The following is a 26,462-nucleotide window of genomic DNA, read 5'->3' as shown; positions in this document are numbered from 1 at the left end:
CCGATCTTGAAGTGACCGAGCTGCTCGAACGCGGTGCCGCGACACCGTCGTCCATGGCGGACGTCGACGAGATCCGTGCGCGCGCACAGATCCGCCGTCGCCGGCGGCGCTTCGGGTTCGCCACGGCCGTGGCCGCTGTGGTTGTCGCCGTCGTTGGCGGGGCCTTGCTGGGAGCGTCGCTGATCCGGGACCCTCCGGTGCCGTTCGTGGACGACGAACCGGCTCCGGCCTCATCCTTTGCGATCGTTCTTCCCACTATCCCGACGCCCGAAGGGGAAGGCGGCGACTTGGCCGCAGCTCACGGGCGACTGCGCTTCGACCAGGATGACAGATGCTTCTACCTGGACCAGGGTGGAACCCGGACGTCGGTGGCATGGCCGCGAGGATGGTACGCCGAAGACGATCCGCCCCGGCTCATCGACGCCGGCGGGACAACCCGGCTACACGTCGGCGACCGCGTGGAACTCGGCGGCGGCTACGGCCAAACGTACGAAGGCCGTGAACCCTGCCCCGGCTCTGACGGGTGGTTCTTCGCCTGGCAGGTCAGCGAACGCGGCAACTGACTCTCATCAGAGCCGCCGCTACTGGCCGCTTCGGGACTACGGCGCAAACCTCATTCGGCGGCACGGCGCAGTTCAACTGCTGCGCCAGAGTGCCGTGCGAGGCCGGGTGCGGGCTCAACGGGCTGCCGGGACGCGGTGCCGATCCTGGGTGAGGATGGAAGCGAGCAGGCGTGCTGTGCGTGTGTTGGGTGACGGGAGGACGCGTCGATCGCTACGCGAGGCAGTTTCGAGCGGTTCTGGTCTGTGGAGCGCGACCGGATTTATCGCGCGTTGGCCATCACTGTGGACGATTTAACGTTGGCCGCCGAGGCTGTGGATGACGGCCTTTGGCTTCTCCTCAAGCAGCACCCGCAGCACCTCGGCGGGGTCCCACCGTTGCGCCTTGGCGGTGGCCAGCGCGTCGGGGGCGGCAGCCCGTAGGTAGGGCATCCGCAGCCGTCTGGTCAGTTCGAGCACCTCGTTGACCTGGCAGGACATGCGCCAGTTCATGAATGTCACCGAAGGGGTGCTCCGCTGGCGCGCGAAGTCTGCGGGTGCGCTGTCGAAATCGGCTTCGTAGGGCCACAACGTCCAGCCCAGTGCGAGCGCATCACCAACCAGCTCGCGCATCTCGGGTTGCGATAGGTATCCGGCATCTCGGGGCGGCACGGACCTGGTCCGGTTTGCTGTTGTGACCCACTCGCGTGGATGCAGCGCCTCCATCGCCAGATGGCGAACCCCGCACTCGTGTGCGGCGGGCAGGATCTGCCGCCCGACAGGCGCGTCCTGATACAGCGCTCGATACTGCTCTGGGCCTCGTTGACCATCACGACCCGCGCGCATGAAAACCCCTCGGCAACCAGCTCGCTTGGTGACTGCCCTCGCTTGGTGACTGCCATCGGCCGCTGGCAACGACCTCGGCCATTCACGGACGCGCGGCTCTTCTCGAACGCCCGGATGATCCGCCGTCGGGCGGTCTCCCCGTGGGCAGATGCACACTCAGGTGGACCAAACGGCAGAGGCACAAGGGGAACCCGCCGAGGCGGCCGAAGGGCACGCGCGGACGTCGAGAAGGCCCGTCGCGACGCCGACCAGCGCGCGGAACGCCTCGAAGCCCGTATCGCCGAGCTCGAGCAGGCCCGCAACGACGCACGCACGCGGCATCGCAGAGCTAGGCGCAGCTGCGTGCAGCAGGGTAGGGGCAGTGATGCGAACGGTGAGTGCGACCGGTGCCGGCCAGGACCGTCGTCCCGCCTCGCTACACGACGGCGGAGATGACAGCCCGCACGACCGCGACCGCGTCGTCGATCGAGTCGACCGGGGCGCGGACGGTCAGCTGCGCGAACCCGTCTCGGACCGCCTCGTCGACCACCGTCAGCTCGAGCCGAGCGAGCAGCTCGTCGGCTGGGGTCTGCGCCGGGGCGACGTAGTGACGGAAGCAGTGGGCGACGTCGCCGGCGCGCGCGTTGCCGATCGTGAGGCCGGCCCACAGGTCGAACAGGTCGCGCGGGTCGCGGCGCTGTGACAGCTGCCGCAGCGTCAACGCCAGGATCTCGTCGAGCGTGAACGTCAGGACGGCGGCCTCGGTCGTCCCCGGCCCGAACCCGATCCGCAACCGCCGGCGGACGTGCGCTCGGCACGGCTCGATCGCGTGCGTATCGACCGACACGGACAGCGATCCAGGCTGGGCGGGCGAGTCGATCCGGGCGTGGAGCCCGTCGTCGCGGAGCTCTGGTTGTTCGATCACCATGTCGAGGCGGTCGGCGACCAGGCGCAGGCCCTCCAGGATCGGGCCCAGCCCGGTTGACGACGTCCGCCCGTACGACAGGCGGTCGCAGCGCCGCAGCGGCCGGTCGACGTGCAGATGGTGGAGCGCCGCGCCGCCCCGCAGGGCGAGGTCATCGGCGAGCGCCGGTTCCCGGGCGACCTCCACCACGAGTCGATCCAGTGCGCTGGCAGGGTCCACGCCACTACCGGGCGGTGAGCTGCTCGGTGTGGTCGACGTCGCTGCCTTCCCCGACGCGGTACACGGCGTAGGGTCGGCGGATCACCGGTTGCGCCACGTTGCGCACGGGGATACCGCCAGGCGTCACGCCGCGTTCCACGCCGTGGTGGGCATGGCCGTGCACGACGAGGTCGGCACCGGCTCGGTCCGCCGCATCAGCGAGCCAGTGGCTGCCGAGGAACGGGTACAGCTCCGGGTGCTCGCCGGTGAGCGTGTCGCGGACCGGGGAGTAGTGAAGCAACGCGATCCGCGTCGCCACGCGGGCATCGGCGAGGTCGCGCAGACGCTGTTCGAGCGTGCTCGCGAGGTCGCGGCTGCGTGCCACGAAGTGCTTCATCTCCGCCTCGCCGAAGTCGGCGCAGGTCGCACCGGGGAACCCGCCACCGAAACCGACGGTCCCGGCGATCCCGAGCTGCTGGCCGTCCACGTCGATCACGGTCGACTCACCTTCGAGCACGGTCACCCCGGCGTCCTCGAGGACCGCCCGGAACTCGTCCTGGAGGTCGGATTCGAACTCGTGGTTGCCGAACACCGCCACCACCGGCACCGTCACCTCCGCGAGCTCGCCGACCACGACCCTGGCCTCGTCCAACCCGCCCCGGCGGCTGAGATCACCGGCGAGCAGCAGCACGTCGGCGTGCTGGTCGACCTCGCGCAGGTGCTGGGCGAGCCGACCGACCGAGTCGGTCCCGATGTGGACGTCGCCGACGGCCGCCACGTTCATCAGCCGATCTCCTCGACGGTGACCGGCTCTTCGAGCCGCCGCACGTCGGTGCGGTTGTCGATCCGTTGGTGGGGGAAGAGCTCGGCGGCGACGTCGTCGAGGACGGCACGCCGCTCCTCGGTGGCGACCTCACCGGTCAACATGATCGTGTCGCCGTACGTGGTCACCTCCACGTCGACGTCGGCCGTTCGCGGGTCACGTCGGAGACGTTCGCGTGCCTCGACGGCGATGCGCTCGTCCTGGGTCGCCTCCGATGAGTCGGTGGGGACGCGCGCCGGCTCTCCTCGCAGGCCGTACACGCGGTCGACCAGGTCGAGGATGGCCCACCGTGGGACGGGCGCGTCGTTGGACTCGGCGAACACCAGGAAGCTCAACACCCGCCGGACCGAGTGCGGGGCGCGCCGCAGCAGGTAGCGCCAGTCGAGCTCGTGGTTGGTCAGGACCGCCAGCGCGTCGAACCAGTGATACGCGGTGTCCTCCGTGTGGGCGGCCGCTTTGATCACGATCAGGTCCTCCGGCGGCAGCACACGGATCCGTTCGCCTTTGAACGTCGTCGTGATCGCACGGGCCAGCATGTCGCCGTCGAGGTAGATGTCACCCTGGCTACGGAAGATCAGGTCGACCAGCACCTCGTCCTTGACCGCCTTGAAGATCCACAGCGGGTCGTGCTCTTCGGGTTCGAAGCCGGCGTCGTTGAGGGCCCCGAGCGCACGTCGGGCGTCGTCGGGGCGCAGGAAGACGTCGACGTCGTGGGTCCAACGCGGCCGGCCCAGCGCCGCGACCGCCACACCCCCCATCAGGACGTGGGGGACGCCGTGCGCCTCGAGGACGTCCACCGCCTCGCGCATGACGGCGAGGAAGCGCCGCTCGTCGTAGTCCGCCCCCTCGACGCTGCGCAGGGGGGCGCCATCCCGACTGCCTGACATCGACCGATCCTGCTGCGAAGACACGACGACCCTACGGTCGGGGGGTGAGCGCCCCGTGAACGAAGGTCGGGGTCGCGCTCCGGCAGGCAGGCCCGTCTCGCCGCGAAGCCGGCGACCGTCCGAGCCCGCCGAACGCCGTCAGTTGTCGTCGGCGGGGGTGCGCTGGTCCTGCCGTGCCTGGTAGTCGGCCAGGCGGCTGGAGAGCTTCCCGGGCGACAGCTCAGCCTGCGGGTGATGGCCCTCGCGGCGGGCGACCCACCAAGGCTTGTGGTCGCCCGAGGGGTCGCGGGTGGCGCCAACCTCGAACCGCCACTCGGGGAACTCCGACTCGAGCCAGGCGAGCGTGGCGGCGTGCTCGTCGGCGACCGTGGTCGACGCCTCGGTCGTCTGCGTGTTCTCCCTGTGCTTGGTCACAACACCGCCTTCCGTCCGTCTCGTCATCTGTCTCGTCATTCTCTGTCTCGTCATTCTCTCTTGTCATCGGCATGTCGCATGCTGTCCTGTACCCGGTGCAACGTGTCGGCGGACGTCAACGTTCCGAATATCGCGGAACGGCGGCGCAGCGCCACCGTCCCGGTTATCCTCCGCCGATCTCCGGGCCCGACCCTGGCCGTGTCGGGCCACCGGAGCCTCCACGCCGCGGCCGCGCGGCCCGACAGATGGGTCTTCGGTGACAGCAGCGCACCCGCACGGTCCGTGCCGGGCCCGCACCGTCCGCCTGCGCCGGCTGGGACTGGTTCTGCTCGTGCCCTCGGCGGCGCTGCTGGTGTCGGCCTGCAGCACCCTGCTGGGGGGGCGTGGCACGGGCCCGCAGGTCCGCGAGGTCCTGGTCGACTACGACCACGACGAGTTCGCCACGTCCCTGATCGGCTACTTCCCGCGGTCGGTGACGGTCCGTCCCGGCGACACGGTCCGTTTCAAGCAGCACTGGACCGGCGAACCCCACAGCGTGACGATGGGTCGGCTCGTCGACGATGTCTTGACGAAGGTCGCGCCCGAGTTCGACAGGTACGAGGGCACGCCGATGTCCGACATCCCGCCCGAGGTGATCGAGCGGGTCGAGGCGGCCATGGTGGACCTGCCCCCGTACATGCTCGCCGACGACAGCCAAGCCGGGGTCAACCAGAACGTCGCACAGCCGTGTTACCTCCCGGACGGCGGGCCGCCGGAGGACACCGCCACCCCGTGCGCGGACGACGACCAGGTGCAGCCGGCGTTCACCGGTCGCCACAGCTTCTACAACTCCGGCTTCATCCCCTACGAGGGTCCCAAAGGCAACGTCTTCGAGGTGCCCATCGCTGCGGACGCCGCGCCGGGCACCTACTACTACTACTGCAACGTCCACGGGGCGTTCCAGAACGGCGCGATCACGATCGTCCCCGGCGATCAGGACATCCCCTCGCAGGCCGACGTCGCGCGCCAGGCCCGCGCCGAGATCGAGGCCTGGGCCGAGCCGCTGCGTGAAGCCTACGAGCTGGGCAAGTCGGTCGACGAAGCGACCTTCGACGCGTACGGCCCGCCGGAGACCGTCCGCAAGCCGTTCGCCGGTTTCGCCGCCAACGACATGTGGGTCCACGGGATGATCAGCGAGTTCATCCCCCGCGACATGCGCGTGAACGTCGGAGACGAGGTCACCTGGTCGTTCGTCGGGAACCACACCGTCAGCTTCCAGGTCCCGCCGTACTTCTCCCAGATGCACGTCGAGGACGACGGCACGGTCGTCTTCAACCCGCAGGCGGTGCTCCCCGTCGGCGGGCCAGGCTTCCCGAACGAGTCCGCCGAACCGGACGGCGACGGATCGCCCGCCGAGGGTGAGGCTCCCCCGGGCGAAGGCGAGGACGCGTCCGCCGAGGGTGAGGGCCCGTCCGCCGAAGGCGAGGACGCGTCCGCCGACCCTGACGGTGCACCGGAGAGCCCACCGCCCCCCGCGGTCGACGCGGGCAGGTGGGACGGACAGACGTTCCTGTCCTCGGGGGTGTTCTGGGAAGGCACCTACTCGGTGACGTTCACCCAGCCCGGCAGCTACCGCTACGCGTGCCTGATCCACCCGCGGATGATCGGGACGGTCGTCGTCGAGTAGGCCAGGAGCCAGCAACCGATGTCGATCGCGACCGACGCGACCACCCCCGGGACCGTCTCCGGGCGTGGCATCGCGGTACGGCCAGCCCGCCGCTTCGCATCGCGCGACTGGGTCTTCGCCGTCGCGTTCGCTGCCTACACGCTCGTGTCGCTGGGGGCGCTGGCCGCCGGGCTGGTGTCGGCGGTGGCGATCCCGGTTGGGTGGCACGACGCCCTGCACGACCTCGGGTTCGTCCACAGCGCAGGTCTGATCGGCCGCTCCGCGCAGGCGCTGGCCGACGCGGCCCACAACACCCAGCCGATCGCCGGCCTGATCGTCGACTACGGCTTCAGCCTGTTCAACCTCGCCCTGGCGGGCTTCCTGGTCTGGCTGCGTCCCCGCGACCGCACCGCCCGGCTGCTGGCGGTCGCGCTGGTGGGGACCGCCGCGATCTTCAACCTGCAGGCTTACAGCGTCTACGAGTCGCTGGACGCCGAGCTGCTCGAGACGGTCATCCACATCGGCTTCCACGCGGTCGCGGCGGGCGCGTACGCCCTGGCCCTGTTGCTGTTCGCCGACGGGTCCGTCATCCCGCGGTGGTCGCGGGGGCGGCTGGCGCTGCTCTACGCCCCGCTGGTGGCCGGCGCCGTCATGGGTGCGGTCGCCATCCGCGGCACCTCGCGGGTGTTGGCCGTCATCTTGGTCTTCGGGCTGGTCACCCCGGCGGTGGGGGTGGCGGCGCAGGCCTACCGCTACCGCACCGCCCGGACCGACGCCGACCGCCTGCAGGCACGGACCCTGTTCTGGGCGCTGCTCCCGGCCCTGCTGCTGGGCGTGTACGTGCTGCAGCGCGGCGTCGCCGGGTCGGCATTCGAGGCCTACCAGGGCCGTCCCCTCGACATCATCCCGGTGGCGCTGTTCCGCGTCTTCCAGCCGGTCTTCGCGATCATCCCGGCTGCGTTGTTCGTGGGACTGGTGCGGTTCCGGCTGTGGAACATCGACCGGGTGATCACGCGCACGCTGGTGTACGGGGCGCTGGCCGGCTTCGTGACCGCCGTCTACGTCGGCGTGGTCGTCGGCCTGGGTTGGCTGGTCGGCGCCCAGGGCAACAACCTGGCGCTGTCGGTGCTGGCCACCGGTGTCGTGGCGGTGGCGTTCGAGCCGGCCAAGGAACGGTTGAAGACGGTCGCCAACCGCCTGGTCTACGGCCGGCGCGCCACCCCCTACGAGGTCCTGGCCGACTTCTCCGAGCAGATGGCCGAGTCGGTGACCACCGACCAGAAGCTGTCACGGATGGCGCAGATCCTCGCCACCGGGACCACCGCCACCCGCGCCGACGTGTGGCTGGTTGTCGGCGGGGAACTCCGCCCGGCTGCGGCCTGGCCGGGCGACGCCGAGGGCCGCGACCCGGTCGGCATCGACGGTGGGATCCTGCCGGAACTGCCTGGCACCACCGCCGCCGTCGCGGTCCGCCACAACCAGGAACTCCTCGGCGCGCTGAGCGTGACGCTCCCGGGGCAGGAGACGCTCGCGCCGATCGAGGAGGGGTTGCTGCGCGCGTTGGCCGACCAGGCGGCGCAGGTGTTCCGGACGGTGCGCCTGACCGCCGAGCTCCTCGACCGCCTCGACGACCTGCGCGCATCGCGGAAGCGCCTGGTGGCCGCACAGGATGAGGCCCGCCGGCGCCTGGAGCGCAACCTCCACGATGGGGCGCAGCAGCAGCTGGTGGCGTTGAAGGTGAAGCTGGCCCTCGCCGAGCGTCTGGCCGAGCAGGGCAAGCCGGTCGCCCCGTTCCTCCACCAGCTCGGTGAGGACACCGCCGAGGCGATCGTCACCCTCCGGGACCTCGCCCGGGGGATCTACCCTCCGCTCCTGGCCGATCGGGGGCTGGGGGCCGCCCTGGAGAGCCAAGCGGCCAAGGCGGCCGTGCGGGTCCACGTCGACGCCCAGGACCTCGGCCGCTACCCGCAGGACGCCGAGGCGGCGGTGTACTTCTGCTGCCTGGAGGCCCTACAGAACATCGCCAAGTACGCCGACGCCACGGCAGCCACCATCCACCTGCGCGACGACGGCGACCGGCTGCTGTTCTGGGTCACGGACGACGGGCGGGGTTTCGATCCCGTCACGACCCCGCGGGGCGCCGGGCTGCAGAACATGGCCGACCGGCTCGACGCCCAGGGAGGCGGCCTCGAGGTGCACTCGGCCAACGGGGGCGGGACGACGCTGTCGGGGTTCATCCCGGTCCGCCGCATCGACGCGTGACGCCGGGCGCGAGGCGGGCGCGCGCGGTCACCGCAGTGGTGCGAAGCTCGCGGCTGTCAGGACCCGCACCCGACGCAGCCGGCCCTCCTGGCGCACGAAGAGGGTGACGAGGTCCTCGCCGCCGGGCCCGATCGGCATCACCAGCCGGCCGCCGTCGACCAACTGTTCCCCGAGCGGCTGCGCGACCTCCGGCGCGGCTGCGGACACCAGGATCGCGTCGAACGGGGCGTACTCGGGCAGACCCCGCGTCGGGTCGTCGGTCACGACGGTGACGTTGGCGATCTCGGCGTGGGCGAGGTTGCTGCGGGCCTGTTCGGCCAGGTCCTCGGACCGCTCGACGCTGAAGACGTCCCGGGCGAGACGAGCCAGCAGCGCGGCCTGGTAGCCCACACCGGTCCCGACCTCGAGCACCCGCTCGTCACCGTCGAGCTCCAGCGCCTGGATCATCAGCGCGACGATCGAAGGCTGGGGCGTGGCCTGACGGCGGTCGATCAGGATCGGGCGGTCGCGGTAGGCGAGGCGCTCCCGCCCGGGCGGGACGAACCCGGCACGGTCCACCGCACGCATGGCGGCGACGACCCGCTGGCTGCGGACGCCGAGCCGTGCTGCCGCCCGGACCAGGTCCTGACGCGAACGTCGCAGGAACATCTCGAGCGACTCCTGTCGGATGCGCACAGCTTGCCAGCCTGCGACCGGTCGGGACGACCAGCGTGGCGCGAAGCGCCTGGGTGGCGCCACGGGCCGTCGTGAGCGTCGTCGTGGCCGCTTCAGACGTCGGTCACGAGAACAGTGCAGCCTGGATCCCGTCGAGGTGCAGCGGTGCGCGGGGCGCGGGCGGATCGGCCGCAGCGGTGCCCGGCGGGGGTTCCAGCGGTGGGGGAGGCATCGGCGGGAGCGGGCCGCGTTCCACGGCTCGGCGGAAGGCGTCGGCGGCGGGTCCCAGACCGACCGGGGCCAGTACCCGTCGCACCTCGGCGAGGTCAACACCGTTCGCGAGCGTCGCGGCCAGGTCGACCGGCGCCTGTGCCAACGGGGCCATCAGCTCGAGGTTGCGTTCGACGTCGCCCCGGCTGTCGCGCAGCCGTGCTGCCAGGTCGGGGGGCAGGTCGCGGATCCCGGCGTACAGCGCACCCACCGACCCCCAGGATCGCAGCAGCCGGGCCGCGGTGCGCTGCCCGACGCCCGGCACGCCCGGAAGGTCGTCGGAGGGATCTCCGCGCAGGGCGGCCAGCTCGAGGTACTGGGTGGGTTCGACTCCGAACTCGGCGCGCACCGCAGCCGGGTCGTACACGGCCAGATCAGCCATCGTACGTCTGGGCCGCAGCAGCGTCGCCCGATCCGACACCAACGCCAGCAGGTCGCGGTCGGAGGACACCAGCGTGGTGCGCACGTCGGCGATGCCGGCACCGGCCACCGTCGCCGCGAGCAGGTCATCGGCTTCGTGGCCCGGTGTCGACAGGACCGTGAACCCGCACGCCGCCAGCAGGTGCGCCAGGTTCCGCAGCTGTCCCACGAAGGCGGGGTCGGGGGTGGGGCGGCTCGCCTTGTATCCCGGGTGGCGTGCTTTGCGGATGCTGTCGGGTGCGTCGAAGGCGACGACCACACCGGCGTACCGGCCGTACCGCCAGACGCTGCCGAGCATGCGGACCACGCCGCCGGCCAGCCACGGTCCGCTGTCGCGTTCGTCGATCAGCGCATGCCAGGCGCGGTGCGCGAGGGAGTTGCCGTCGACAGCCAGCACGGTGGGCACGGCCGCACCGTAGCGGGGGGCGGCCTGCAGTTGCGGTACCCGTCGGCGGCTGCTTGCCTTCGACGGGTCGGACGGGTAGTGGGGACCGTGTCGGGTCTTGGGGGTGGTGTGGCACGACGGCGGATCGTGGTCGCCGCCCTGGCTGCGCTGGTGGCCGTGACCGCCGGTGGCGACGCGACGGCTGCCCCGGTCGACGACGTCCGTCGGCGCATCCACGACTCCCAACACGACCTGGAAGCGGCCAACCAGGGGTTGGCGGTCGTCAGCACTTCCGTCGAGGAAACGCGCGCGGCGCTGGCCGAGGTCGACGCGCGCCTGACGGCCAGCACCCAACGGCTCGGGGAGCTTGAAGCCGAGCTCACCGAGCGGCGCGACGCGTTGGCGTCAGCCGAGGAGAAGCTGGCCACAGCCGAGCGTGAGCTTGCCACCGCCCAGGTGCGCACCCGGGAGGCCACCCGCGCGCTCGACGCCGCGACCGAGGAGCTGCGGCGCACCGAGGCCGAGCTCGACCGCGAACAGATCACCTTCGAGACCCAGGCAGCCGACGCCTTCAAGCGCGGCCGTACCGGGCAGGTCGGCGGCCTGCTGCAGGTCGTGTTCGCCACCGACTCGCCGAGCGACGCCGCGCGCGGTCTGCGGGTGGCGAAGTCGGTTCTGGCTCACCAGGACCAGGTGGTGCAACGCTTGGACTGGCTCCGCGCGCAGGTGGCGGCCCACCAACGGACGGTGGCGGCGCTGCGCCGGCAGCGGATGGTCGAGGAGGCAGCGGCGCGGGCGGCCCGGCAGGACGTCGCAGCCCTGACCGAACAGCGCCGGGTGCTGGTGGCCGAGCAGGCATCTCTGGTGGACGACCAGCGTGGGCTGGTCGCCCAGATCACCGCCGACCAGGCCAGCCAGCAGGATCTGCTGCGCCGCCTGCACGTCGACCAGCGCTCCTACGAGGGTCTCGTCTCGCACCTGGAGGCGGAGTCGCAGCGGCTCGAGAACGAGCTCGCTGCGGAGCTGGCCCGTCTGGCGCGCGAACAGCGCGCCGCGGCGGCAAGAGCTGCCAGGGCCGCCGCCGCGAAGGCCGCCGCGGACAAGGCCGCCGCCGACAAGGCCGCTGCCGAGAAGGCCGCCGTGAACAGGACCGCCGCGACGCGATCCGCCCAGCCGCGGGCGCAGACCGCGGTGGCCCAGCCGCCCTCCTCCGACAGCGGACAGCTGGCGTGGCCGACCGCCGGCCGGGTCACGTCCGGCTTCGGGTGGCGCACCCATCCCGTCTACCGCACCCGACGCCTGCACGCAGGCATCGACATCCCCGCCCCGACCGGGCAGGGGATCGTGGCCGCAGCGGACGGGGTCATCGTGTCCGCCGGGTGGCGCGGGGGGTACGGCAACGCCGTCGTGATCGCCCACAGCGATGGGCTGGCGACGCTGTACGCACACCAGTCGCGCCTGGCCGTCCGCGCGGGGCAGCGGGTGCGACGCGGCCAGGTCATCGGTGCGGTGGGCTCCACCGGCCTGTCGACCGGCCCCCACCTCCACTTCGAGGTCCGCGTCAACGGGGTCCCACGCGACCCCATGCGCTACTACTAGCTGCTACTACTAGCTGCTACTGGTCGCGCCGGGTCGCCGCTCAAGTCGACGCGGTCGGCGCCCGACGATGCAGTGGTACCTCGGTCGCCGCTCCATACTGCCCGGATGCCGCCATGAGCCGTCCCGCACGCCGGTCCCCGCGCCGTGGCGCGCTCGCGTCGGTGCTGGTGGCCGCCGTCGTGCTGACCGCCCCGCCCGGCGCCCTGGCGGCTGGCCCGTCGCCGCGGGGCGAGAGCCAACGGCTGCTCGTGCGGTTCGTCGGTGACGGTGCAGCGGCCGTCCGCGACGAGCACGGCTTGACCGTCCACCGCCGACTGCCCCTGACCGGGACCCAGGTGCTGACCGTCCCGCCCGGCCGGGACCCCGAAGCGGTGGCGGCGCGTCTGCGCAACCATGGCGCGGTGCGCTTCGCAGAGGTCGACCGCCGGATCACGCTGACCGCGTCCGATCCGGGGTTGCCGCAGCTGTGGGGCCTGCACAACACCGGTCAGACCGTGTCCGGACGTGCGGGCATCGACGACGTCGACGTCGACGCCCCCGAGGCCTGGGCAATCACCCAGGGCACGCACGAGACGATCGTCGCGGTGATCGACACCGGGGTCGACACCGGCCATCCAGACCTCGCCCCGCGCATCTGGCGCAACCCTGGCGAGATCGCGGGCAACGGTGTCGACGACGACCGCAACGGGTTGGTTGACGACGTCACCGGGTGGGACTTCGCCAACGACGACGCCAGCGTGTACGACTCGCCCGACGCCGACTGGCATGGCACCCACGTCGCCGGGACCGTCGCCGCCACGCTCGACGGCAAGGGGGTCGTCGGGGTCGCGCCGGCGGTCACGGTCCTGCCGCTGAAGTTCATCGGCCCGGACGGCTGGGGTCACCTCTCCGACGCCGTCGCCGCAGTGGAGTACGCCGGCAAGGCCGGGGCGCGGATCATCAACGCCAGCTGGGGGTACGTGGGGCCGCCATCCGCCGCCCTGGAGGCCGCCATGAGCGAGGCCGGGGCGGTCGTCGTCGCTGCCGCGGGGAACGAGGGCGTGGACAACGACCTGATCGCGTCCCAGCCGGCCAACTCCACGCTGCCGACCGTCCTGTCGGTGACGTCGGTCGACAACACCGGTGCCGTCCCGCTGTTCGCCAACACCGGACTCACCACTGTCGATGTCGGGGCCCCCGGCGCCGACATCCTCTCGACCTACCCCGAGGGTCGGTTCGCGTACGCGTCGGGGACGTCGATGGCGGCGCCCCACGCCGCCGGTGTGGCGGCGCTGGTGGCCTCCCACGAGCCGTCGATGACGGCCGAGGAGGTCGTCGACCACGTCGCGGCCCACGGGCAGGAGCTCGACAGCCTCGCCGGCCGGACCGTCACCGGTCGGATCGTGAACGCCGGCGCGGCGCTGACCGCTGTGCTGAGTGCGCCGTCGGCGCCACGCGCGCTGGCGGCCACGCCCAGCGACGGGGCGGTCCTGCTCGAGTGGCAGCCCCCCGCCGACGACGGCGGCGCCGCCATCAGCGGGTACACGGTCACGGTCGCGCCCGGCGGTCAGCAGATGACGCTCGCGGCCGGCACGACCAGCACACGGATCGCCGGCCTGACCAACGGCGTGACCTACAAGCTGACCGTGGCGGCGACGAACGCGGTCGGGACCGGCGCCGTCGCCGAGTCCACCGCCGTGCCCACCACCGTCGCCACCGTGCCCGACGCGCCCCGTCACCCCGCCGCCAAGGCCGGGGAGACCTCCGCCACGGTCACGTGGGCCGCGCCCGCCTCCGACGGTGGCAGCCCGATCACCGGCTACACCATCCGGGCGACCCCCGGCGGGGCGACCGTCACCGTCGCGGCGACTGCCACGTCGGCCCAGGTCGGTGGACTCGCGACCGGCACGACGTACAGCTTCGCAGTGACCGCCATCAACGCGATGGGGACCGGGGCGGCGGCGACCACACCGGCCGTCCTGATCCACCGCCCCGGCAGCTTCGACGGCGACCCGGCCACCACCGAACGCGTCGACGCCTCCGATCCGGTGTCGGTCGGGGTGCGTGCCAGCCGCGCACGGTTCTCCTCCGGCGGCGCCGGGTACGCCGTCGTGTCGCGCCACGACGTGTTCGCCGACGCCCTGGCCGGCGCCCCGCTCAGCGCCGAGGGCCCGCTTCTGCTGACCCCGAGCGACCGGCTCGCGTCAGCCGTGGCCGAGGAGCTGCGGCGCACCGTCCCCGGCGGGGCGGTGGTGTACCTGCTGGGAGGGCCGGCCGCGCTCAGCCCGGCGGTGGAGGACGCCCTGCGGGGCGCGGGGTACCGGCCCCACCGCCTGGCGGGCAGGTCGCGCGTGGAGACCGCCGTGGCGGTGGCCGAGGAGGTCCGCCGCCGCTGGCCGGGGACCCGCACCGTCGCGGTGGCCCGCGCCCACGGCACCGCCACCGACCCCAGCGCCGCATGGGCCGATTCGGTCACCGGCGGCGCGTGGGCGGCGCGTCAGCGCGTCCCGATCGTCGTCACCGACCGCGACGCTCTGCACCCGGCCGTCGCTGACGCGCTGCGCCGGTGGGAGCCGACCCGGACCGTGCTGCTGGGCGGGGTCGCAGCCCTGTCCGACGCCGTGCAGGCTGCGGTGCCCGCACCCCAGCGGGTCGCCGGGCCGTCGCGGGTGGAGACGGCCGTGGCCGTCGCTACCCACCTGTGGGGTCGCGCATCGCCCCGCCGGTACGTGGTGATGCACGGCTTCCGCCCCGACGGGTGGGCGTACGGCCTGTCCGCCGCCGGGCTCGCCGCGGACACCGCCGCGCCCGTCCTGCTCGTCGACGGCCGCCCCGAGGTTCACCCGGCCGTGGGGCCGCTGGTGGGCAGCTGCGGCCGGCCGGTCGTGGACCTGGTCGTGATCGGTGGGACGAGTGTCCTGGGTGAGTCGACCGTTGCGGCGCTCGACGCCGCAGACGGCAACACCTGCTGACGGGGTCAGGTCAGCCCGAGGCACACGAACGGCGAATCGGCGCATCCGGTCATCGCCGCGCGCAGCGTCAGGCCGAACGCGACCAGCGCCGCGAGTGCCACCGGGGCGTAGTCGAACCCGGCTTCCTCGCGGCGGATCGCCCCGATCCGGCCGGTCACCACGGCGATCAGCGGGAACAGCGACCCGTAGAAGTAGTGCAGCCAGTTCAGGGACCCGGGGGGAACGCGGTGACCGATCACCAGCAGCACCACACCAACGACGACCTGCACCAGCAGCACCGTCTCGGTGTAGTACTGCAGCCCCCAGAACGGCCGGCCGACCTGCGGGCGGCGGAACAGCCGTGCCAGCCCTCCGTAGACGGCGATCACCAGGAAGGCTGCGATGATCGAGATGGCCAGGTAGCGGTGAGCCGTCACCATGTGGGCACCATCTAGGCAACGTCCTGCTCGGCCCTCACCGTCCCGGCGCGCTCGGCCTCCTCGATGTCACGGCGCTTGAGACGCGTCAACCACCGGTACGTCAGCCAGCCCACCAGCGGCGGTCCCGCGACCAGCAGGACGCGCAGTACCAGCGTGAACCGCTCGAGCGCGATCGTGAACCGCGCGGCGATCACGTCGTTGCTTCCAGCGACCAGCATCACCGTGAGGAAGGTGACCCCCGCCGCTCCGACCGCACCGCGCAGCGGGTTATCGCGGACGTCGTCGAGGATGTTGTGTTCCTCGTCGCCGCGGGTGATGTAGCGCCGCTCGAGCCACGGCCACGCGCCAGCCAAGGCGAAGATCAGGCCGGGGATCACCACGCCGGGGATGAACGGCTGGGGGATCACGATCCCGAAGACGCGGATCGACCAGGCCGGCCACAGCCGCAGCACGCCCTCCAGCCACCCCACGTACCAGTCGGGCTGGGACGGGGCGAACACCCGTGAAGGCTCGAACGGTCCGTACAGCCACACCGGGTTGATCTCGTAGAAGCCTCCCATCAACGCGAGGACGGCCACCGTCGCCGCGAACGCCGCAGCCGAGACCATCGTCTGGGTGGGGAACATCGGTTTGCCGACGATGTTGCGCTCGGTCCGCTTCTCGCCGGGGTGCTGGCTGTGGCGCACGCGGAACAACAGCAGCATGTGAGCGCCGACCACGGCGGCGAGCAGGCCGGGCAGGATCATGACGTGCAGGATGTGCAGCCGGCCGATCAGGTCAGGGTTGGGGACCTCCCCGCCGAGCGCGACGAACGCCAGGAACGGGCCCAGGAACGGGACCGACAGCAGCGTGGCGTACCCGATCTGCAGGCCGGTCCCCGACAGCAGGTCGTCGGGGAGCGAGTAGCCGGTGAACCCCGCCCCGATGCCGAGCAGGACCAGCACGATCCCGGTGACCCACATCAGCTCACGCGGCTTGCGGAACGACCCGGTGAAGAATGTGCGGAGCATGTGGGCCACGACCGCGGCCATGAACACGTTCGCGCCGTGGTGGTGGATCTGGCGCATCAGCAGCCCGGCGCGGACCTCGAAGCTGAGCCGCATCACCGACTCGTACGCGGCCGACACCTGCGCTCCCTGGAGCGGGACGTAGGGGCCGGTGTAGGTCACCGGCCGCGTGTCGGGCCGGTAGAACAGCGCCAGGAAGGTCCCGGTGAGGAACAGCACCACCAACGCGAACAGTGCGACCTCGCCGAGGAGGAACGACCAGTGGTCCGGGAACGGCTTGCGCAGCAGCTTGCGGGCTCCCTGGGCGATGCCGAGCCGGTCGTCGAGCCACCGTGCGATCGCGGTGACCACGCCGCGGCTGTGGCGGCCGTGAGCGTCGACGGGGCGGTCGGTCTGGCGTTCGCGGTCGCGTTCGGCGCGCTCGGTCATGCGCGGCCTCCACGCTGGATGTTCCAGAACTCGGGCCCGACCGGCGCCTCGAAGTCACCGAGCGCGACCAGGAACCCCGCGTCGTCGGTGCCCAGCGGCAGCTGAGGCAGTGGCCGTGTCGTCGGCCCTGAGATCGGCCTGGCGTTGTCGTACACGGCGAACTTCGACTGGTGGCAGGGGCACAGCAGTTCGGCGGCCTCCTCGCGGTACAGCCCGACCGGGCAGCCGGCGTGGGTGCACACCTTCGAGTAGCAGACGATCCCCGGGACGGTCTCGGCCGTGATGCCGCCTTCGACGATCCGGCCGAAGTCGATCCCGATCAGCAGGGCCGCTGACTGCCCGTCGCCGGTGTGGCCCTCCGGGAAGACGGTGATGACTCCTCCGGGTCCCACCATGTCGGCGCGGACCGGGCGGCCGGCGAAGTCCACCACGCGAGATCCGCGTTCCCAGTTGGTGCGGAACAGCTGGCCGCCGGGGGGCGCGCCGAGGGAGAAGAACGGCAAGCCCAGGGCGAGCGCCAGCGACGCGCTGGCGCCGGCGAGCAGCCGGCTGAGGAACCGTCGGCGGCTGGCGATGTCGGGGTCGCGGACCTCCCGAGCTTCCAGGTAGGCGTGTTCGAACGCGGCCCGGTCCTCCTGCGACGAGCGCATCGGCGGGCGTTCCTCGAGCAGGTCCGGTTCGGCGATCAGCACCTTGGTCCACACGACCAGCCCGACGGTGGTCCCCGCGAACGCCGCGAACAGGAACAACCCTTCGAGTTGGGTGTGACCGCCGGCGACGTAGACCACGACCAGCCCGATCGCCGACGCGATCGCCACGGCGAACCCGATCGCGGCGGCGCGTGTGGCCCGCCGGATCGTGGTGTCGCGGTCGTCAGCTGCCACGGCGGTGCTCCCCGATGAAGTACATCGCGATCAGCAGCAGCACCAAGCCGAACCCCCACGAGACGAAACCTTCGGTGACCGGTCCGCTCCGACCGATCGTGAGGCCTCCGGGGCGTTCCCGTTCCTCGGTGAGCCACACGATGTAGCGGATCAGGTCGTTGAGCTCGTCGTCGGAGATGACGCCCGTCTCGAACACCGGCATGACCCCGGGCCCGACGCGGACAGCTTCGGCGATCTCGACCGGGGAGGAAGGGTCCAGGTCCGGCGCGATGTCGCGCTGGCTGATCGCGATGCCGCGCCCCAGGGCGCTGTGGCACGCGATGCAGTTGGCCTCGTACAGCTCGCGTCCATGTGACAGGTCGCCGCGCTGAGGGTCGGGGTCGGGGATCGCCGGCTCGGTCCGTGCGAACGTCTTGACGTACGCCACGATCGCGAGCCGCTGCTCGTCGTAGAGCCGCGGAGGACGTCGCACGCTGCCCGCGTCGGGACGGGGCGGCGGCATGCGTCCGGTCCGGATCACGAAGTCGATCATCGCCGGGGAGGCGTCGCGGAGCGGCGGGGCGTCGGTCCGCACGCCACCACGGCCTCCAGCGCCGTGGCAGGTCGCGCACTGGGAACCGAACAGCTCCCGGCCGCGGGCAACCAGCTGCGGATCGGTGGTGGGCGCCACCGTGGGGTCGGGGTCGCGGTCGGTCGGCGCGGCGGTGGGATCCTGCACGCCCGCGGCGGCCGTCGCCCCAGCCAGGACCCCGACCAGCCCGAGGATCCCGAGGCGGATCGACCACCGCCGCGAACGGTCGGTGGGCATCCGCGCCTCCGTGCGTCTCGCCGCGAGCGGCAGCCGGCGGGCCGCCCAGCCTAGTCAGGCGCCCCTGGAGGCCCTCAAGATCGCGCCGCATTGCGGTCGGCGAGGAGAGCACCGGCGGCGTCCGCCAGCCGCAGGATCTCCATCGGGAGCGGGAAGATCAGGGTCGAGTTGCGCTCGGCCGAGACCTCCGCCATGGTCGCCAGGACCCGCAGCTGCATCGCGGCCGGGTGTGCTTCCAGCTGCGCGGCCGCGTCCGACAGGCGCTGCGCCGCCTCGTACTCGCCCTCGGCGTGGATCACCTTGGCGCGCCGCTCGCGTTCGGCCTCCGCCTGACGCGCCATCGCCCGGCGCATCGCCTCGGGTAGCTCGACGTCCTTGACCTCAACGAGCGTGACCTTCACCCCCCACGGGTTGGTCAGCTGATCGATGATCTCCTGCAGCCGTGAGTTGATCTCGTCACGGTTGATCAGCACCTCGTCGAGGTCGACCTGCCCGATGATGCTCCGGAGCGTGGTCTGGGCGACCTGTGAGGTGCCGAAGATGTAGTTCTGGATGGCGATGACCGCCTTCACCGGCTCGACCACGTTGAAGTAGGTCACCGCGTTGACGCGGACGGTGACGTTGTCCTTGGTGATGATGTCCTGCGGTGGGATGTCCATGGTGACCGTCCGCAGGCTGACCAGCTCCATCCGGTCGATGATCGGGATGATGAAGAACAGCCCCGGACCCTTGGCGTCCTGGACGCGCCCGAGCCGGAAGATCACCCCGCGCTCGTACTCCTGGACGATCTTGATGGCGTTCACGAGGAACCACAGCACGATGAGTACTGCGACGCCGATACCGATGAGGAGTGGGTTCATGGTGTCCCTTCCTGGTCGTCGCTGGTTGCGTCCTCGACCGGTTCGACCACCAGCTCGAGGTCGCGCCGGCCGACCACGCGGACCTCGTCGCCATGCTGCAGTTGTCGGGTGGGGCTGCGGGCGTTCCACCACGCGCCGCCGACGAAGACCTGCGCCCGATCGCCGACGATCCGCCGGACCGTGGTGGTCTCGTTCAGCGCCGGCTCGGGACCTGCGGCGACCGGCGCGGAGCGGCTGCGGGCTGCCACCACCGCCAGACCCGCGGCTGCCAGCCCGGCCAGCACCACGGTCGGAACCAACACCCTCAGATCGACCCCGACGCCGGTGGGGCGCTGGAACAGGAACAGCCCGGCGAGCAGGAGAGCGACCGTCCCCCCGGCCGCGAGCACACCGATCCCTGGGGCGAAGATCTCCCCGACGAACAGCGCGATCGCAAGTCCGAGCAGCGCCAACCCTGCTGCGTTCACCGGGAGGACCGCCAGCGCGAACAGCGCCAGCACGATCAGGATAACCCCGACCGCGGCGCCCGCGCCGACGCCGGGCTGGGCGAGCTCGTACAGGATCGCCAGCGTTCCGATCGACATGAACAGGAACGCGAGGTTTGGATCCGCCAGCCGCTGCAGCACCCGCCGCGCCCACGACGCCTCGTAGGCGACGATCTCGACCCCGGTGGTGCGAAGCTGCACCTCGCGACCGCCGGCGACCTCAACCGTGCGACCATCGCCAGCGCGGAGCAGGTCGTCGCGGGACGCGGCGACAAGATCGACGACGTTGCGCTCCGCTGCCTCCTCGGCGGACAGTGACGCACCATCGACGGTGGCCTCCTCGGCGAAGTCCACGTCCCGCCCCCGGGCCTCGGCGATCGACCGCGCGTAGGCGGCGGCGTCGTTGACGATCTTGTCCAGCACCTCGCCCTGCTCGAGGTCGATCGGTGTGGCGGCGCCGATGTTCGTTCCCGGAGCCATCGCCGCGATGTGCGCGGCGGACGTGATCAGGTACCCGGCCGACGCGGCACCCGCTCCTGCGGGAGACACCCACACCACCACCGGCACGTCGGCGTTCAGGAACGACTTGACGATGTCGCGCATCGCCGTGACCAGACCGCCGGGGGTGTCGAGGCGTACGATCAGGGCTGTGTGGCCGCCGCGCTCCGCCTCGTGGAGCGCGTCGGCGAGATGGTTGGCCATGACCGGGGTGACCGGTCCGGTCGCCTCGGTCTCGAGCACGGAAGCGCCTTGCGCTGCCGCGGGCACAGCGAACACCAGGAGCAGGCACGCCGCGTACAGCGCGGCGACTGTCGCTGACAGCCGTCCGGTCGGTGCTTCGGTCAACCGCATGGCGACATCCAACCGTACGCGCCACGACTGCGCGTCCGTCGCGGCTTGGGCAGGATGGTTGGCGGAGGAAGGAGCCGCCGTGCTGGCAGCGTTCTCGATCAGTCCGGGCGGTGTCGGCGAGTCCGTCGGTGACTTCGTGGCCGAAGCGGTCCGCATCGTGCGCGCTTCGGGGCTGCGGAACCGGACCTCGGCCATGTTCACCGAGATCGAAGGCGACTGGCCGGAGATCTCGGCCGTCATCGGCCAGTGCATCGACGCGATGGAGCGTCGCGGGGCGCCCCGCGTGAGCGTGGTGGTCAAGGTCGATCACCGGCCGGGCCACCACGACATGCTCGACAGCAAGGTCGCGTCGGTGGAGGGACGCTTGAGCCAGGGGCGCTGATCGCCGAGTACGGCCGCTGAGCTTGGTCCGCAGAGAGCCTGGCGACCGGGACGGGGACTAGTCCGGGACTTGCCCCGCCGCGCATCGGGGCCGCCGCGACCATCATCAAGATGGTGCGAACTGGCTACCAAGTCCGGTGAGTCGGCGCCGATACCTGAAGGTGTAGCGGGCAGTGGCGTCCGACGTGTACGGGCCGATCTCGGGCCTGATCGGGTGACATCACTCGTCCGCCGGTACGAACGGGAGACGCCATGACCGCCGCACGAGTGCTCGTCGTCGACGACGACCCGGCAGTCCGCCAGATGCTGGAGCTCGTGCTCGTCTTCGAAGGCTTCGAGATCCTGACCGCCGCGGATGGGTTGGAAGCCGTTGGCCGCGCGCTGCAGGCGCGACCCGACGCGATCCTGCTGGATGTCATGATGCCCAGGATGAGCGGACTGGAGACCGCGCAGGCACTCCGTGGCGACCAACGCACCGCCGCGACCCCGATCATCCTGCTCACCGCCCGTGCCAGTGAGGACGACCTGTGGTCGGGTTGGCAGGCGGGCGTCGACTCGTACCTGGTCAAGCCGATCGACCTGGACTCGCTGGTGATGGAAATCCGGCGTGTCATCTCCACGAGTGCGGTGGCGTGACGACCCGGACGGCTGCGTGGGACGATCAGTCGTTGGTCGGCTGATCCTCGACCAGGCCGGCGATCTTGGTGCAGGCGGCACGCAGACACATCAGTTCGTGCGCCGAGAGGCGTGCCACCAGCCGCTCCTCGAGGATCCGCACGTGCACCTCCCCGGCGCGGCGCAAGGTGCGACGCCCCGCCGGGGTCAACACCGCGTACGTCCCGCGCCGATCCGATGAACACACCTGCCGGCGGACGAGGCCGGCCTCCTCCATGCGGTCGATCAGACGGGTGAGCCCGCTGGGGGTCAGGGGCATGCGCTCGGCGACCTGTTGCATGCGCAGGCGCTGACCGTCGGCTTCGGCCAGGGACGACAGCACGTCGTAGGTCAGCAGCGGCACACCCGAGCGCTCCTCCAGAGCGGCGTCGAGGGCAGCCCCGAGGACGGCGTGGGCTCGGGCGAGCGCCCTCCACGCCAGTACCCGGACGTCGTCACAGCGCTGCATCACTGCGGATCCTACCACGTGTCTTTGCTCAATCAACGGTTGTAAAGGCAACGATATGACGTACGATGCTGTTGCGTTCGCAACGACACGAGCGAGGACGTCATGGAACGACTGCATACCCGCACGCTGCCCGTGCTCCCGGTCGAGCCCGGCGTGGTTCTGCCCCAGATGGTCGTGACGGCTGTCCTGGAGCGCGCTGAGGCGGCCGCGGCGGTGGCCGCAGCCCAGGCCGGTGACGGCCTGGTCCTGCTGCTGCCACGCATCGAAGGCCGCTACGCCAGGATCGGGACGGTCGCGAAGGTCGAGGACTCGGGTCGCCTGCCGAGCGGCGCGGACGTCGCGGTCGTGCGCGGCGTGTTCCGGGGCGTGGTCCACACGGGCGTGGCCGGCACCGGCGACGCGCTGTGGGTCGACGTTGAAACTGCGCCGGATCCCGACCGGACCTCCGAGCGGGCGGCCGAGTTGGCCCGAGAGTACCGCGCACTGGTCGAGACGATCCTCGACGCGCGGGGCGCCAACGACGTCGCCGAGAGCCTGCGCGGCATCGACCACCCCGGTCACCTCGCGGACACGTCCGGCTACTCCCCGGACCTGTCCACCGAGCGCAAGCTCCAGATCCTCGAGACCCTCGACATCGAGGAGCGCCTCGAGCTGCTGATCGGTTGGACCCGTGAGATGGTGGCGGACGTCGAGCTCAAGGAGCGCATCCGCAACGAGGTCACCGAGGGCATGGACCGCCAGCAGCGCGAGTACCTGCTGCGCCAGCAGCTCGACGCCATCCGCAAGGAGCTGGGCGACGACGAGGACGACCTCGTCGAGGTCCTCCGCCAGCGCATCGCCGAGGCCGGCATGCCCGAGGAGGTCCGCGAACAGGCAGAGCGTGAGCTCGGCCGTCTCGAGCGCACCAACGCCCAGAGCCCCGAACACGGGTGGATCCGCACCTACCTCGAGTGGCTGCTCGACCTGCCGTGGGACGTCCGCAGCGACGACCACCTGGACCTGACCGAGGCCCGCGCCGTCCTCGATGCCGATCACACCGGTCTGGAGGACGTCAAGGACCGCATCCTGGAGTTCCTCGCCGTGCGCAAGCTCCGCGAGGAGCGTGGCCGCGCCCCCGAGGGCGGCCGGGGTTCGGGCGCCATCGTCACGTTGGTCGGTCCTCCTGGCGTCGGCAAGACCTCCCTCGGTGAGTCCGTGGCGCGGGCGATGGGGCGCAGCTTCGTCCGCGTGGCGCTCGGCGGCACCCGTGACGAGGCCGAGATCCGCGGCCACCGCCGGACCTACGTCGGGGCGATGCCGGGGCGGATCGTGCGGGCGCTGAAGGACGCGGGGACGCGCAACCCCGTCGTCATGCTCGACGAGATCGACAAGGTGACCGTCGGCGGATGGTCGGGAGACCCGGCCGCCGCCCTGCTGGAGGTCCTCGACCCGGCGCAGAACCACACGTTCCGTGACCACTACCTCGACGTGGACCTCGACCTGTCGGAGGTGCTGTTCATCCCGACCGCGAACGTCGTCGAGACGATCCCCGGCCCGCTGCTGGACCGCATGGAGGTGATCCACCTCGACGGGTACACGGAGCTCGAGAAGCTCGCGATCGCCCGCGACCATCTGATGGCCAGGCAGATCCAGCGCAACGGCCTGGAGGCCGACGAGGTCACCGTCACCGACGACGCGCTGCGGACCATCATCACCGAGCACACCCGCGAGGCCGGGGTCCGCAACCTCGAGCGGCTGATCGGGAAGGTGCTGCGCAAGGTCGCGACCGGGCTGGCGGCGGCCAGCGCCGAGGCCCCCGTCACGATCGACGCCGGCGACGTCCGCAGCTACCTCGGCAAACCACGGTTCCACAACGAGGTCGCCGAACGCACGGCCGTGCCCGGTGTCGCGACGGGACTGGCCGTGACCGGCGCGGGCGGTGACGTGCTGTTCGTCGAGGCGGCGGCTCTGCCCGGCGACGAGGGGCTGACCCTGACCGGCCAGCTCGGCGACGTGATGAAGGAATCGGCGTCGATCGCGCTGTCGTTCGTCCGCTCACACGCCGACCAGTTCAGCCTCGACGTGCCGACCGGCCGGCGCTTCCACGTGCACGTGCCGGCCGGCGCGATCCCCAAGGACGGGCCGTCGGCGGGGATCACGATCACCGCTGCACTGGTCAGCCTCCTGTCGGGTCGGCCGGCACGGTCGACGGTCGGGATGACCGGCGAGGTCACCCTGCAGGGACGGGTGCTGCCGATCGGTGGCGTGAAGCAAAAGGTCCTGGCGGCGCACCGGGCGGGACTGACCGAGGTGATCCTGCCCGCACGGAACGAGGCCGACCTGGACGACATCCCCGCCACGGTGCGCGAGGAGGTCACCATCCACCTGGTCGCCGACGTCGCCGAGGTGCTCGAGCTGGCACTGGAGACGGCACCGCAGCCGGTGGCGGCCTGACGCAGGCCGGTGCGGTGAGCCGGCGGGGCGCGTGACGGGCCGGCCCGACCGTGCGGGGCCGAGTTGGTGGTGCGTCGGTCGGCCGGTCGTGCGACTTCGAACGGTCGGCGCCCGTAGGGTCGGATCTGGGCACAGGGAGGAGATGACGTGCGGATCGGGATCTTGACCGGTGGGGGTGACGTCCCGGGCCTGAACCCCTGCATCAAGGCAGTCGTGGAACGGGTGATCGACGACGGGCACGAGGTCCTCGGCATCCGCCGCGGCTGGGGCGGCCTGCTCAACTGCGATACCGATGATCCCGACTCGGTGTCAAGCAACACGATGCGGCTGGACCGGGCGACGGTGCGAACCATCGACCGCACCGGGGGCACGACCCTGCATACATCCCGGACCAACCCGGGGCGGGTCCGGGCCAAGGAGGTCCCCGACTTCCTCGCCGACGATGCCGCCGGTGAGGGCCCCCATGACTTGACCTCGCACGTGTTGGAGGTGATCGAGGAGCTCAAGGTGGATGCCCTCGTCCCGATCGGTGGGGACGACACGCTGTCCTACGGTCTGCGGATGCACGAAGAGGGCGTGCCGGTCATCGCGATCCCCAAGACCATGGACAACGACGTCCACGGCACCGATTACTGCATCGGCTTCTCCACCGCGGTGACACGCAGCGTCCAGTTCATCCACCAGCTGCGGACGTCGACCGGATCGCACGAGCGGCTGGCCGTCATCGAGCTGTTCGGCCGCTACAGCGGCGAGACGTCGCTAATCTCGGCGTACCTGGCCGGGGCGGATCGGGCCATCATCTCGGAGGTGCCGTGCGACGTGCAGAGGCTCGCGAAGCTGGTGATGCAGGACCGCGCCGTCAATCCCAGCAACTACGCCGTGGTGACGGTGTCGGAGGGCGCCAAGTTGACGGGTGGCGACCTGCACCTGCGGGGCGACGAGGACGCCTACGGACACCGCAAGCTCGGCGGTATCGGCCAGCAGCTGGGCGAGATGCTCCGCGAGATCACCGGGGTCGGGATCATCGAGCAGCGGTTGGGCTACCTGATGCGGTCGGGGGCGCCGGACTCACTGGATCTGATGGTCGCCACCAACTACGCGGTCATGGCTGCCGATCTTGCGGTGGATGGCGAACGCGGCCGGATGGTCGCCCTACGCAGCGGGACCTACACCAACGTGCCGATCTCGGTCACACGTGAGGGCGCCAAGCGGGTCGACGTCGGTGCGCTGTACGACGTCGACCAGTACCGACCGAAGGTGCGCCAGGTGGCCGGCAAGCCGATGTTCCTGTATTGACCAGGCTGCCGTCGAGCCCGATGGTGGCGAGCCCGGATCGCCAGGGGCTGCATTTGGTCCGCGGCCGGGGTCAGTAGTAGCGGCGCCTCCGCGAACGCCGCAGGAACAACAAGAGGATCATCGCGCCGATCACCGAGCCGATGGTCCCCGCCGCGGAGAGCTGGAACTCCTGGTCGAAGAGGAGTGACGCGAGCGTCCCGCCGACGAAGGAGCCCGCGATCCCGAGCCCGGCGGTGGCCAAGCACCCCATCGGATCGGGCCCCGGCATCAAAAGCCGGGCGATGTAGCCCACGAGGGCACCGACGATCAGCGTGGCGATGATGAACGACAGCAGTTCCACGGCCACCTCCGTGTGGGTCGCCGCGAGGCTAACCGCAGGGCCGGTTGCCCCGTGCCGCTCGACCCTCCGGCCGGACGTACACTCGACTGCCCGGGGCCCGTAGCTCAAAGGTCAGAGCAGCGGACTCATAATCCGTTGGTTGCAGGTTCGACCCCTGCCGGGCCCACTCCGCGAAACCGCAGGTCAGGGGCGGTTTCCAAGCCACACCCGGGGTTCGCCGAAGGGGCCTCGAACGCCGCTCGCACACATTTCGCACACATCACGATCCGCCGAGCGCGTCGGCGGCCTCATCCGCGGCGGCGCGGAGCCGGTCCTCGTCGGTCGCGGCATACAGCTGGAGGAGCACCT

At 71.3% G+C, this 26,462-nt stretch carries 24 protein-coding genes and 1 tRNA gene; 10 read left to right on the top strand and 15 right to left on the bottom strand.

Features of this window, described 5'->3' with window-relative positions; all coding sequences use genetic code 11:
• On the top strand, positions 1–563 hold a 563-nt coding region (locus KY462_15285; protein MBW3579069.1), incomplete at its 5' end, for a hypothetical protein.
• Between the two features lie 291 nt (positions 564–854).
• Here KY462_15285 and KY462_15280 read toward each other — a convergent pair.
• From KY462_15280 to KY462_15260, 5 genes are all read right to left on the bottom strand, one after another.
• On the bottom strand, positions 855–1,172 hold the full coding sequence (locus KY462_15280; GenBank protein MBW3579068.1) for a hypothetical protein: 318 nt from the start codon (positions 1,170–1,172) through the stop codon (positions 855–857).
• A 628-nt stretch (positions 1,173–1,800) separates the two neighbouring features.
• Entirely contained in the window at positions 1,801–2,508 is a 708-nt protein-coding gene (locus KY462_15275; GenBank protein MBW3579067.1) for a nucleotidyl transferase AbiEii/AbiGii toxin family protein, read from the bottom strand.
• A 4-nt stretch (positions 2,509–2,512) separates the two neighbouring features.
• A complete protein-coding gene (locus KY462_15270; protein MBW3579066.1) occupies positions 2,513–3,271 on the bottom strand; it encodes a metallophosphoesterase in 759 nt (252 codons plus the stop codon).
• Positions 3,271–4,197, bottom strand: a complete 927-nt coding sequence (locus tag KY462_15265; protein ID MBW3579065.1) for a nucleotidyltransferase — start codon at positions 4,195–4,197, stop codon at positions 3,271–3,273. Before KY462_15265 ends, KY462_15270 begins: the two co-directional genes overlap by 1 nt.
• Before the next feature lie 138 nt (positions 4,198–4,335).
• Positions 4,336–4,611, bottom strand: a complete 276-nt coding sequence (locus tag KY462_15260) for a hypothetical protein (GenBank protein MBW3579064.1) — start codon at positions 4,609–4,611, stop codon at positions 4,336–4,338.
• A gap of 256 nt (positions 4,612–4,867) precedes the next feature.
• On the opposite strand from KY462_15260, the gene KY462_15255 reads away from it, so the two are divergent.
• Both KY462_15255 and KY462_15250 read left to right on the top strand, forming a co-directional pair.
• Positions 4,868–6,277, top strand: coding sequence for a hypothetical protein (locus KY462_15255; protein MBW3579063.1), 1,410 nt, complete (start codon positions 4,868–4,870; stop codon positions 6,275–6,277).
• An 18-nt stretch (positions 6,278–6,295) separates the two neighbouring features.
• Positions 6,296–8,518 (top strand): hypothetical protein, encoded by a 2,223-nt coding sequence (locus KY462_15250; GenBank protein ID MBW3579062.1) that lies wholly within the window; start codon positions 6,296–6,298, stop codon positions 8,516–8,518.
• Positions 8,519–8,545: 27 nt separating this feature from the next.
• Here KY462_15250 and KY462_15245 read toward each other — a convergent pair whose 3' ends face one another.
• Positions 8,546–9,166, bottom strand: coding sequence for a protein-L-isoaspartate(D-aspartate) O-methyltransferase (locus tag KY462_15245; protein MBW3579061.1), 621 nt, complete (start codon positions 9,164–9,166; stop codon positions 8,546–8,548).
• Positions 9,167–9,296: 130 nt separating this feature from the next.
• Positions 9,297–10,268: a hypothetical protein gene (locus KY462_15240; GenBank protein MBW3579060.1), complete on the bottom strand. Its 972-nt coding sequence runs from the start codon at positions 10,266–10,268 to the stop codon at positions 9,297–9,299.
• 1,119 nt (positions 10,269–11,387) lie between these two features.
• Between KY462_15240 and KY462_15235 the strand changes: the two genes are divergently transcribed.
• Together KY462_15235 and KY462_15230 are read left to right on the top strand one after the other, a co-directional pair.
• Entirely contained in the window at positions 11,388–11,846 is a 459-nt protein-coding gene (locus KY462_15235) for a M23 family metallopeptidase (GenBank protein ID MBW3579059.1), read from the top strand.
• A 113-nt stretch (positions 11,847–11,959) separates the two neighbouring features.
• A complete protein-coding gene (locus tag KY462_15230; protein ID MBW3579058.1) occupies positions 11,960–14,797 on the top strand; it encodes a S8 family serine peptidase in 2,838 nt (945 codons plus the stop codon).
• A 5-nt stretch (positions 14,798–14,802) separates the two neighbouring features.
• On the opposite strand, the gene KY462_15225 is transcribed toward KY462_15230, so the two are convergent.
• The 6 genes from KY462_15225 to KY462_15200 form a co-directional block, all read right to left on the bottom strand.
• Positions 14,803–15,216: a hypothetical protein gene (locus tag KY462_15225; protein MBW3579057.1), complete on the bottom strand. Its 414-nt coding sequence runs from the start codon at positions 15,214–15,216 to the stop codon at positions 14,803–14,805.
• An 11-nt stretch (positions 15,217–15,227) separates the two neighbouring features.
• Entirely contained in the window at positions 15,228–16,652 is a 1,425-nt protein-coding gene (locus KY462_15220) for a cytochrome bc complex cytochrome b subunit (protein ID MBW3579056.1), read from the bottom strand.
• A complete protein-coding gene (locus KY462_15215; protein MBW3579055.1) occupies positions 16,649–17,536 on the bottom strand; it encodes a Rieske 2Fe-2S domain-containing protein in 888 nt (295 codons plus the stop codon). The genes KY462_15220 and KY462_15215 overlap by 4 nt, the downstream gene beginning before the upstream one ends.
• Entirely contained in the window at positions 17,526–18,344 is an 819-nt protein-coding gene (locus KY462_15210; GenBank protein MBW3579054.1) for a c-type cytochrome, read from the bottom strand. Before KY462_15210 ends, KY462_15215 begins: the two co-directional genes overlap by 11 nt.
• 74 nt (positions 18,345–18,418) lie before the next feature.
• The gene (locus KY462_15205; GenBank protein MBW3579053.1) at positions 18,419–19,204 is read right to left on the bottom strand and encodes a slipin family protein; all 786 of its coding nucleotides are present in this window, start codon (positions 19,202–19,204) and stop codon (positions 18,419–18,421) included.
• On the bottom strand, positions 19,201–20,541 hold the full coding sequence (locus KY462_15200; GenBank protein ID MBW3579052.1) for a nodulation protein NfeD: 1,341 nt from the start codon (positions 20,539–20,541) through the stop codon (positions 19,201–19,203). Before KY462_15200 ends, KY462_15205 begins: the two co-directional genes overlap by 4 nt.
• 79 nt (positions 20,542–20,620) lie before the next feature.
• On the opposite strand from KY462_15200, the gene KY462_15195 reads away from it, so the two are divergent.
• Together KY462_15195 and KY462_15190 are read left to right on the top strand one after the other, a co-directional pair.
• Positions 20,621–20,923: an MTH1187 family thiamine-binding protein gene (locus KY462_15195; protein ID MBW3579051.1), complete on the top strand. Its 303-nt coding sequence runs from the start codon at positions 20,621–20,623 to the stop codon at positions 20,921–20,923.
• Positions 20,924–21,174: 251 nt separating this feature from the next.
• Positions 21,175–21,558, top strand: a complete 384-nt coding sequence (locus KY462_15190) for a response regulator (protein ID MBW3579050.1) — start codon at positions 21,175–21,177, stop codon at positions 21,556–21,558.
• Between the two features lie 25 nt (positions 21,559–21,583).
• On the opposite strand, the gene KY462_15185 is transcribed toward KY462_15190, so the two are convergent.
• Entirely contained in the window at positions 21,584–22,045 is a 462-nt protein-coding gene (locus KY462_15185; GenBank protein ID MBW3579049.1) for a MarR family transcriptional regulator, read from the bottom strand.
• A 102-nt stretch (positions 22,046–22,147) separates the two neighbouring features.
• Between KY462_15185 and lon the strand changes: the two genes are divergently transcribed.
• Together lon and KY462_15175 are read left to right on the top strand one after the other, a co-directional pair.
• The gene (lon, locus tag KY462_15180; protein MBW3579048.1) at positions 22,148–24,478 is read left to right on the top strand and encodes an endopeptidase La; all 2,331 of its coding nucleotides are present in this window, start codon (positions 22,148–22,150) and stop codon (positions 24,476–24,478) included.
• Between the two features lie 147 nt (positions 24,479–24,625).
• The gene (locus tag KY462_15175; protein MBW3579047.1) at positions 24,626–25,774 is read left to right on the top strand and encodes a 6-phosphofructokinase; all 1,149 of its coding nucleotides are present in this window, start codon (positions 24,626–24,628) and stop codon (positions 25,772–25,774) included.
• A gap of 70 nt (positions 25,775–25,844) precedes the next feature.
• Here the strand turns inward: KY462_15175 and KY462_15170 are convergent, their stop codons facing one another.
• Complete coding sequence (locus tag KY462_15170) at positions 25,845–26,108, bottom strand: GlsB/YeaQ/YmgE family stress response membrane protein (protein MBW3579046.1); 264 nt, start codon at positions 26,106–26,108, stop codon at positions 25,845–25,847.
• Positions 26,109–26,207: 99 nt separating this feature from the next.
• Here KY462_15170 and KY462_15165 point away from each other — a divergent pair.
• Positions 26,208–26,280 (top strand) — tRNA-Ile (locus tag KY462_15165).
• The last annotated feature ends 182 nt before the right edge of the window (positions 26,281–26,462 follow it).

It is taken from the genome of Actinomycetota bacterium (assembly GCA_019347675.1).
In the GTDB taxonomy this organism is placed as follows: domain Bacteria; phylum Actinomycetota; class Nitriliruptoria; order Nitriliruptorales; family JAHWKO01; genus JAHWKW01.
Note: the sequence above shows the minus strand (reverse complement) of the source record. Positions and strands in the feature narration are given on the sequence as shown.

Coding starts and splice junctions, on each gene's coding strand:
- KY462_15190 (MBW3579050.1), top strand. CDS start 21,175: ATGACCGCCGCACGAGTGCTCGTCGTCGACGACGACCCGGCAGTCCGC.
- KY462_15225 (MBW3579057.1), bottom strand. CDS start 15,216: ATGGTGACGGCTCACCGCTACCTGGCCATCTCGATCATCGCAGCCTTC.
- KY462_15185 (MBW3579049.1), bottom strand. CDS start 22,045: ATGCAGCGCTGTGACGACGTCCGGGTACTGGCGTGGAGGGCGCTCGCC.
- KY462_15245 (MBW3579061.1), bottom strand. CDS start 9,166: ATGTTCCTGCGACGTTCGCGTCAGGACCTGGTCCGGGCGGCAGCACGG.
- KY462_15205 (MBW3579053.1), bottom strand. CDS start 19,204: ATGAACCCACTCCTCATCGGTATCGGCGTCGCAGTACTCATCGTGCTG.
- lon (MBW3579048.1), top strand. CDS start 22,148: ATGGAACGACTGCATACCCGCACGCTGCCCGTGCTCCCGGTCGAGCCC.
- KY462_15220 (MBW3579056.1), bottom strand. CDS start 16,652: ATGACCGAGCGCGCCGAACGCGACCGCGAACGCCAGACCGACCGCCCC.
- KY462_15200 (MBW3579052.1), bottom strand. CDS start 20,541: ATGCGGTTGACCGAAGCACCGACCGGACGGCTGTCAGCGACAGTCGCC.
- KY462_15265 (MBW3579065.1), bottom strand. CDS start 4,197: ATGTCAGGCAGTCGGGATGGCGCCCCCCTGCGCAGCGTCGAGGGGGCG.
- KY462_15280 (MBW3579068.1), bottom strand. CDS start 1,172: ATGCGCGAGCTGGTTGGTGATGCGCTCGCACTGGGCTGGACGTTGTGG.
- KY462_15230 (MBW3579058.1), top strand. CDS start 11,960: ATGAGCCGTCCCGCACGCCGGTCCCCGCGCCGTGGCGCGCTCGCGTCG.
- KY462_15210 (MBW3579054.1), bottom strand. CDS start 18,344: ATGCCCACCGACCGTTCGCGGCGGTGGTCGATCCGCCTCGGGATCCTC.
- KY462_15250 (MBW3579062.1), top strand. CDS start 6,296: ATGTCGATCGCGACCGACGCGACCACCCCCGGGACCGTCTCCGGGCGT.
- KY462_15270 (MBW3579066.1), bottom strand. CDS start 3,271: ATGAACGTGGCGGCCGTCGGCGACGTCCACATCGGGACCGACTCGGTC.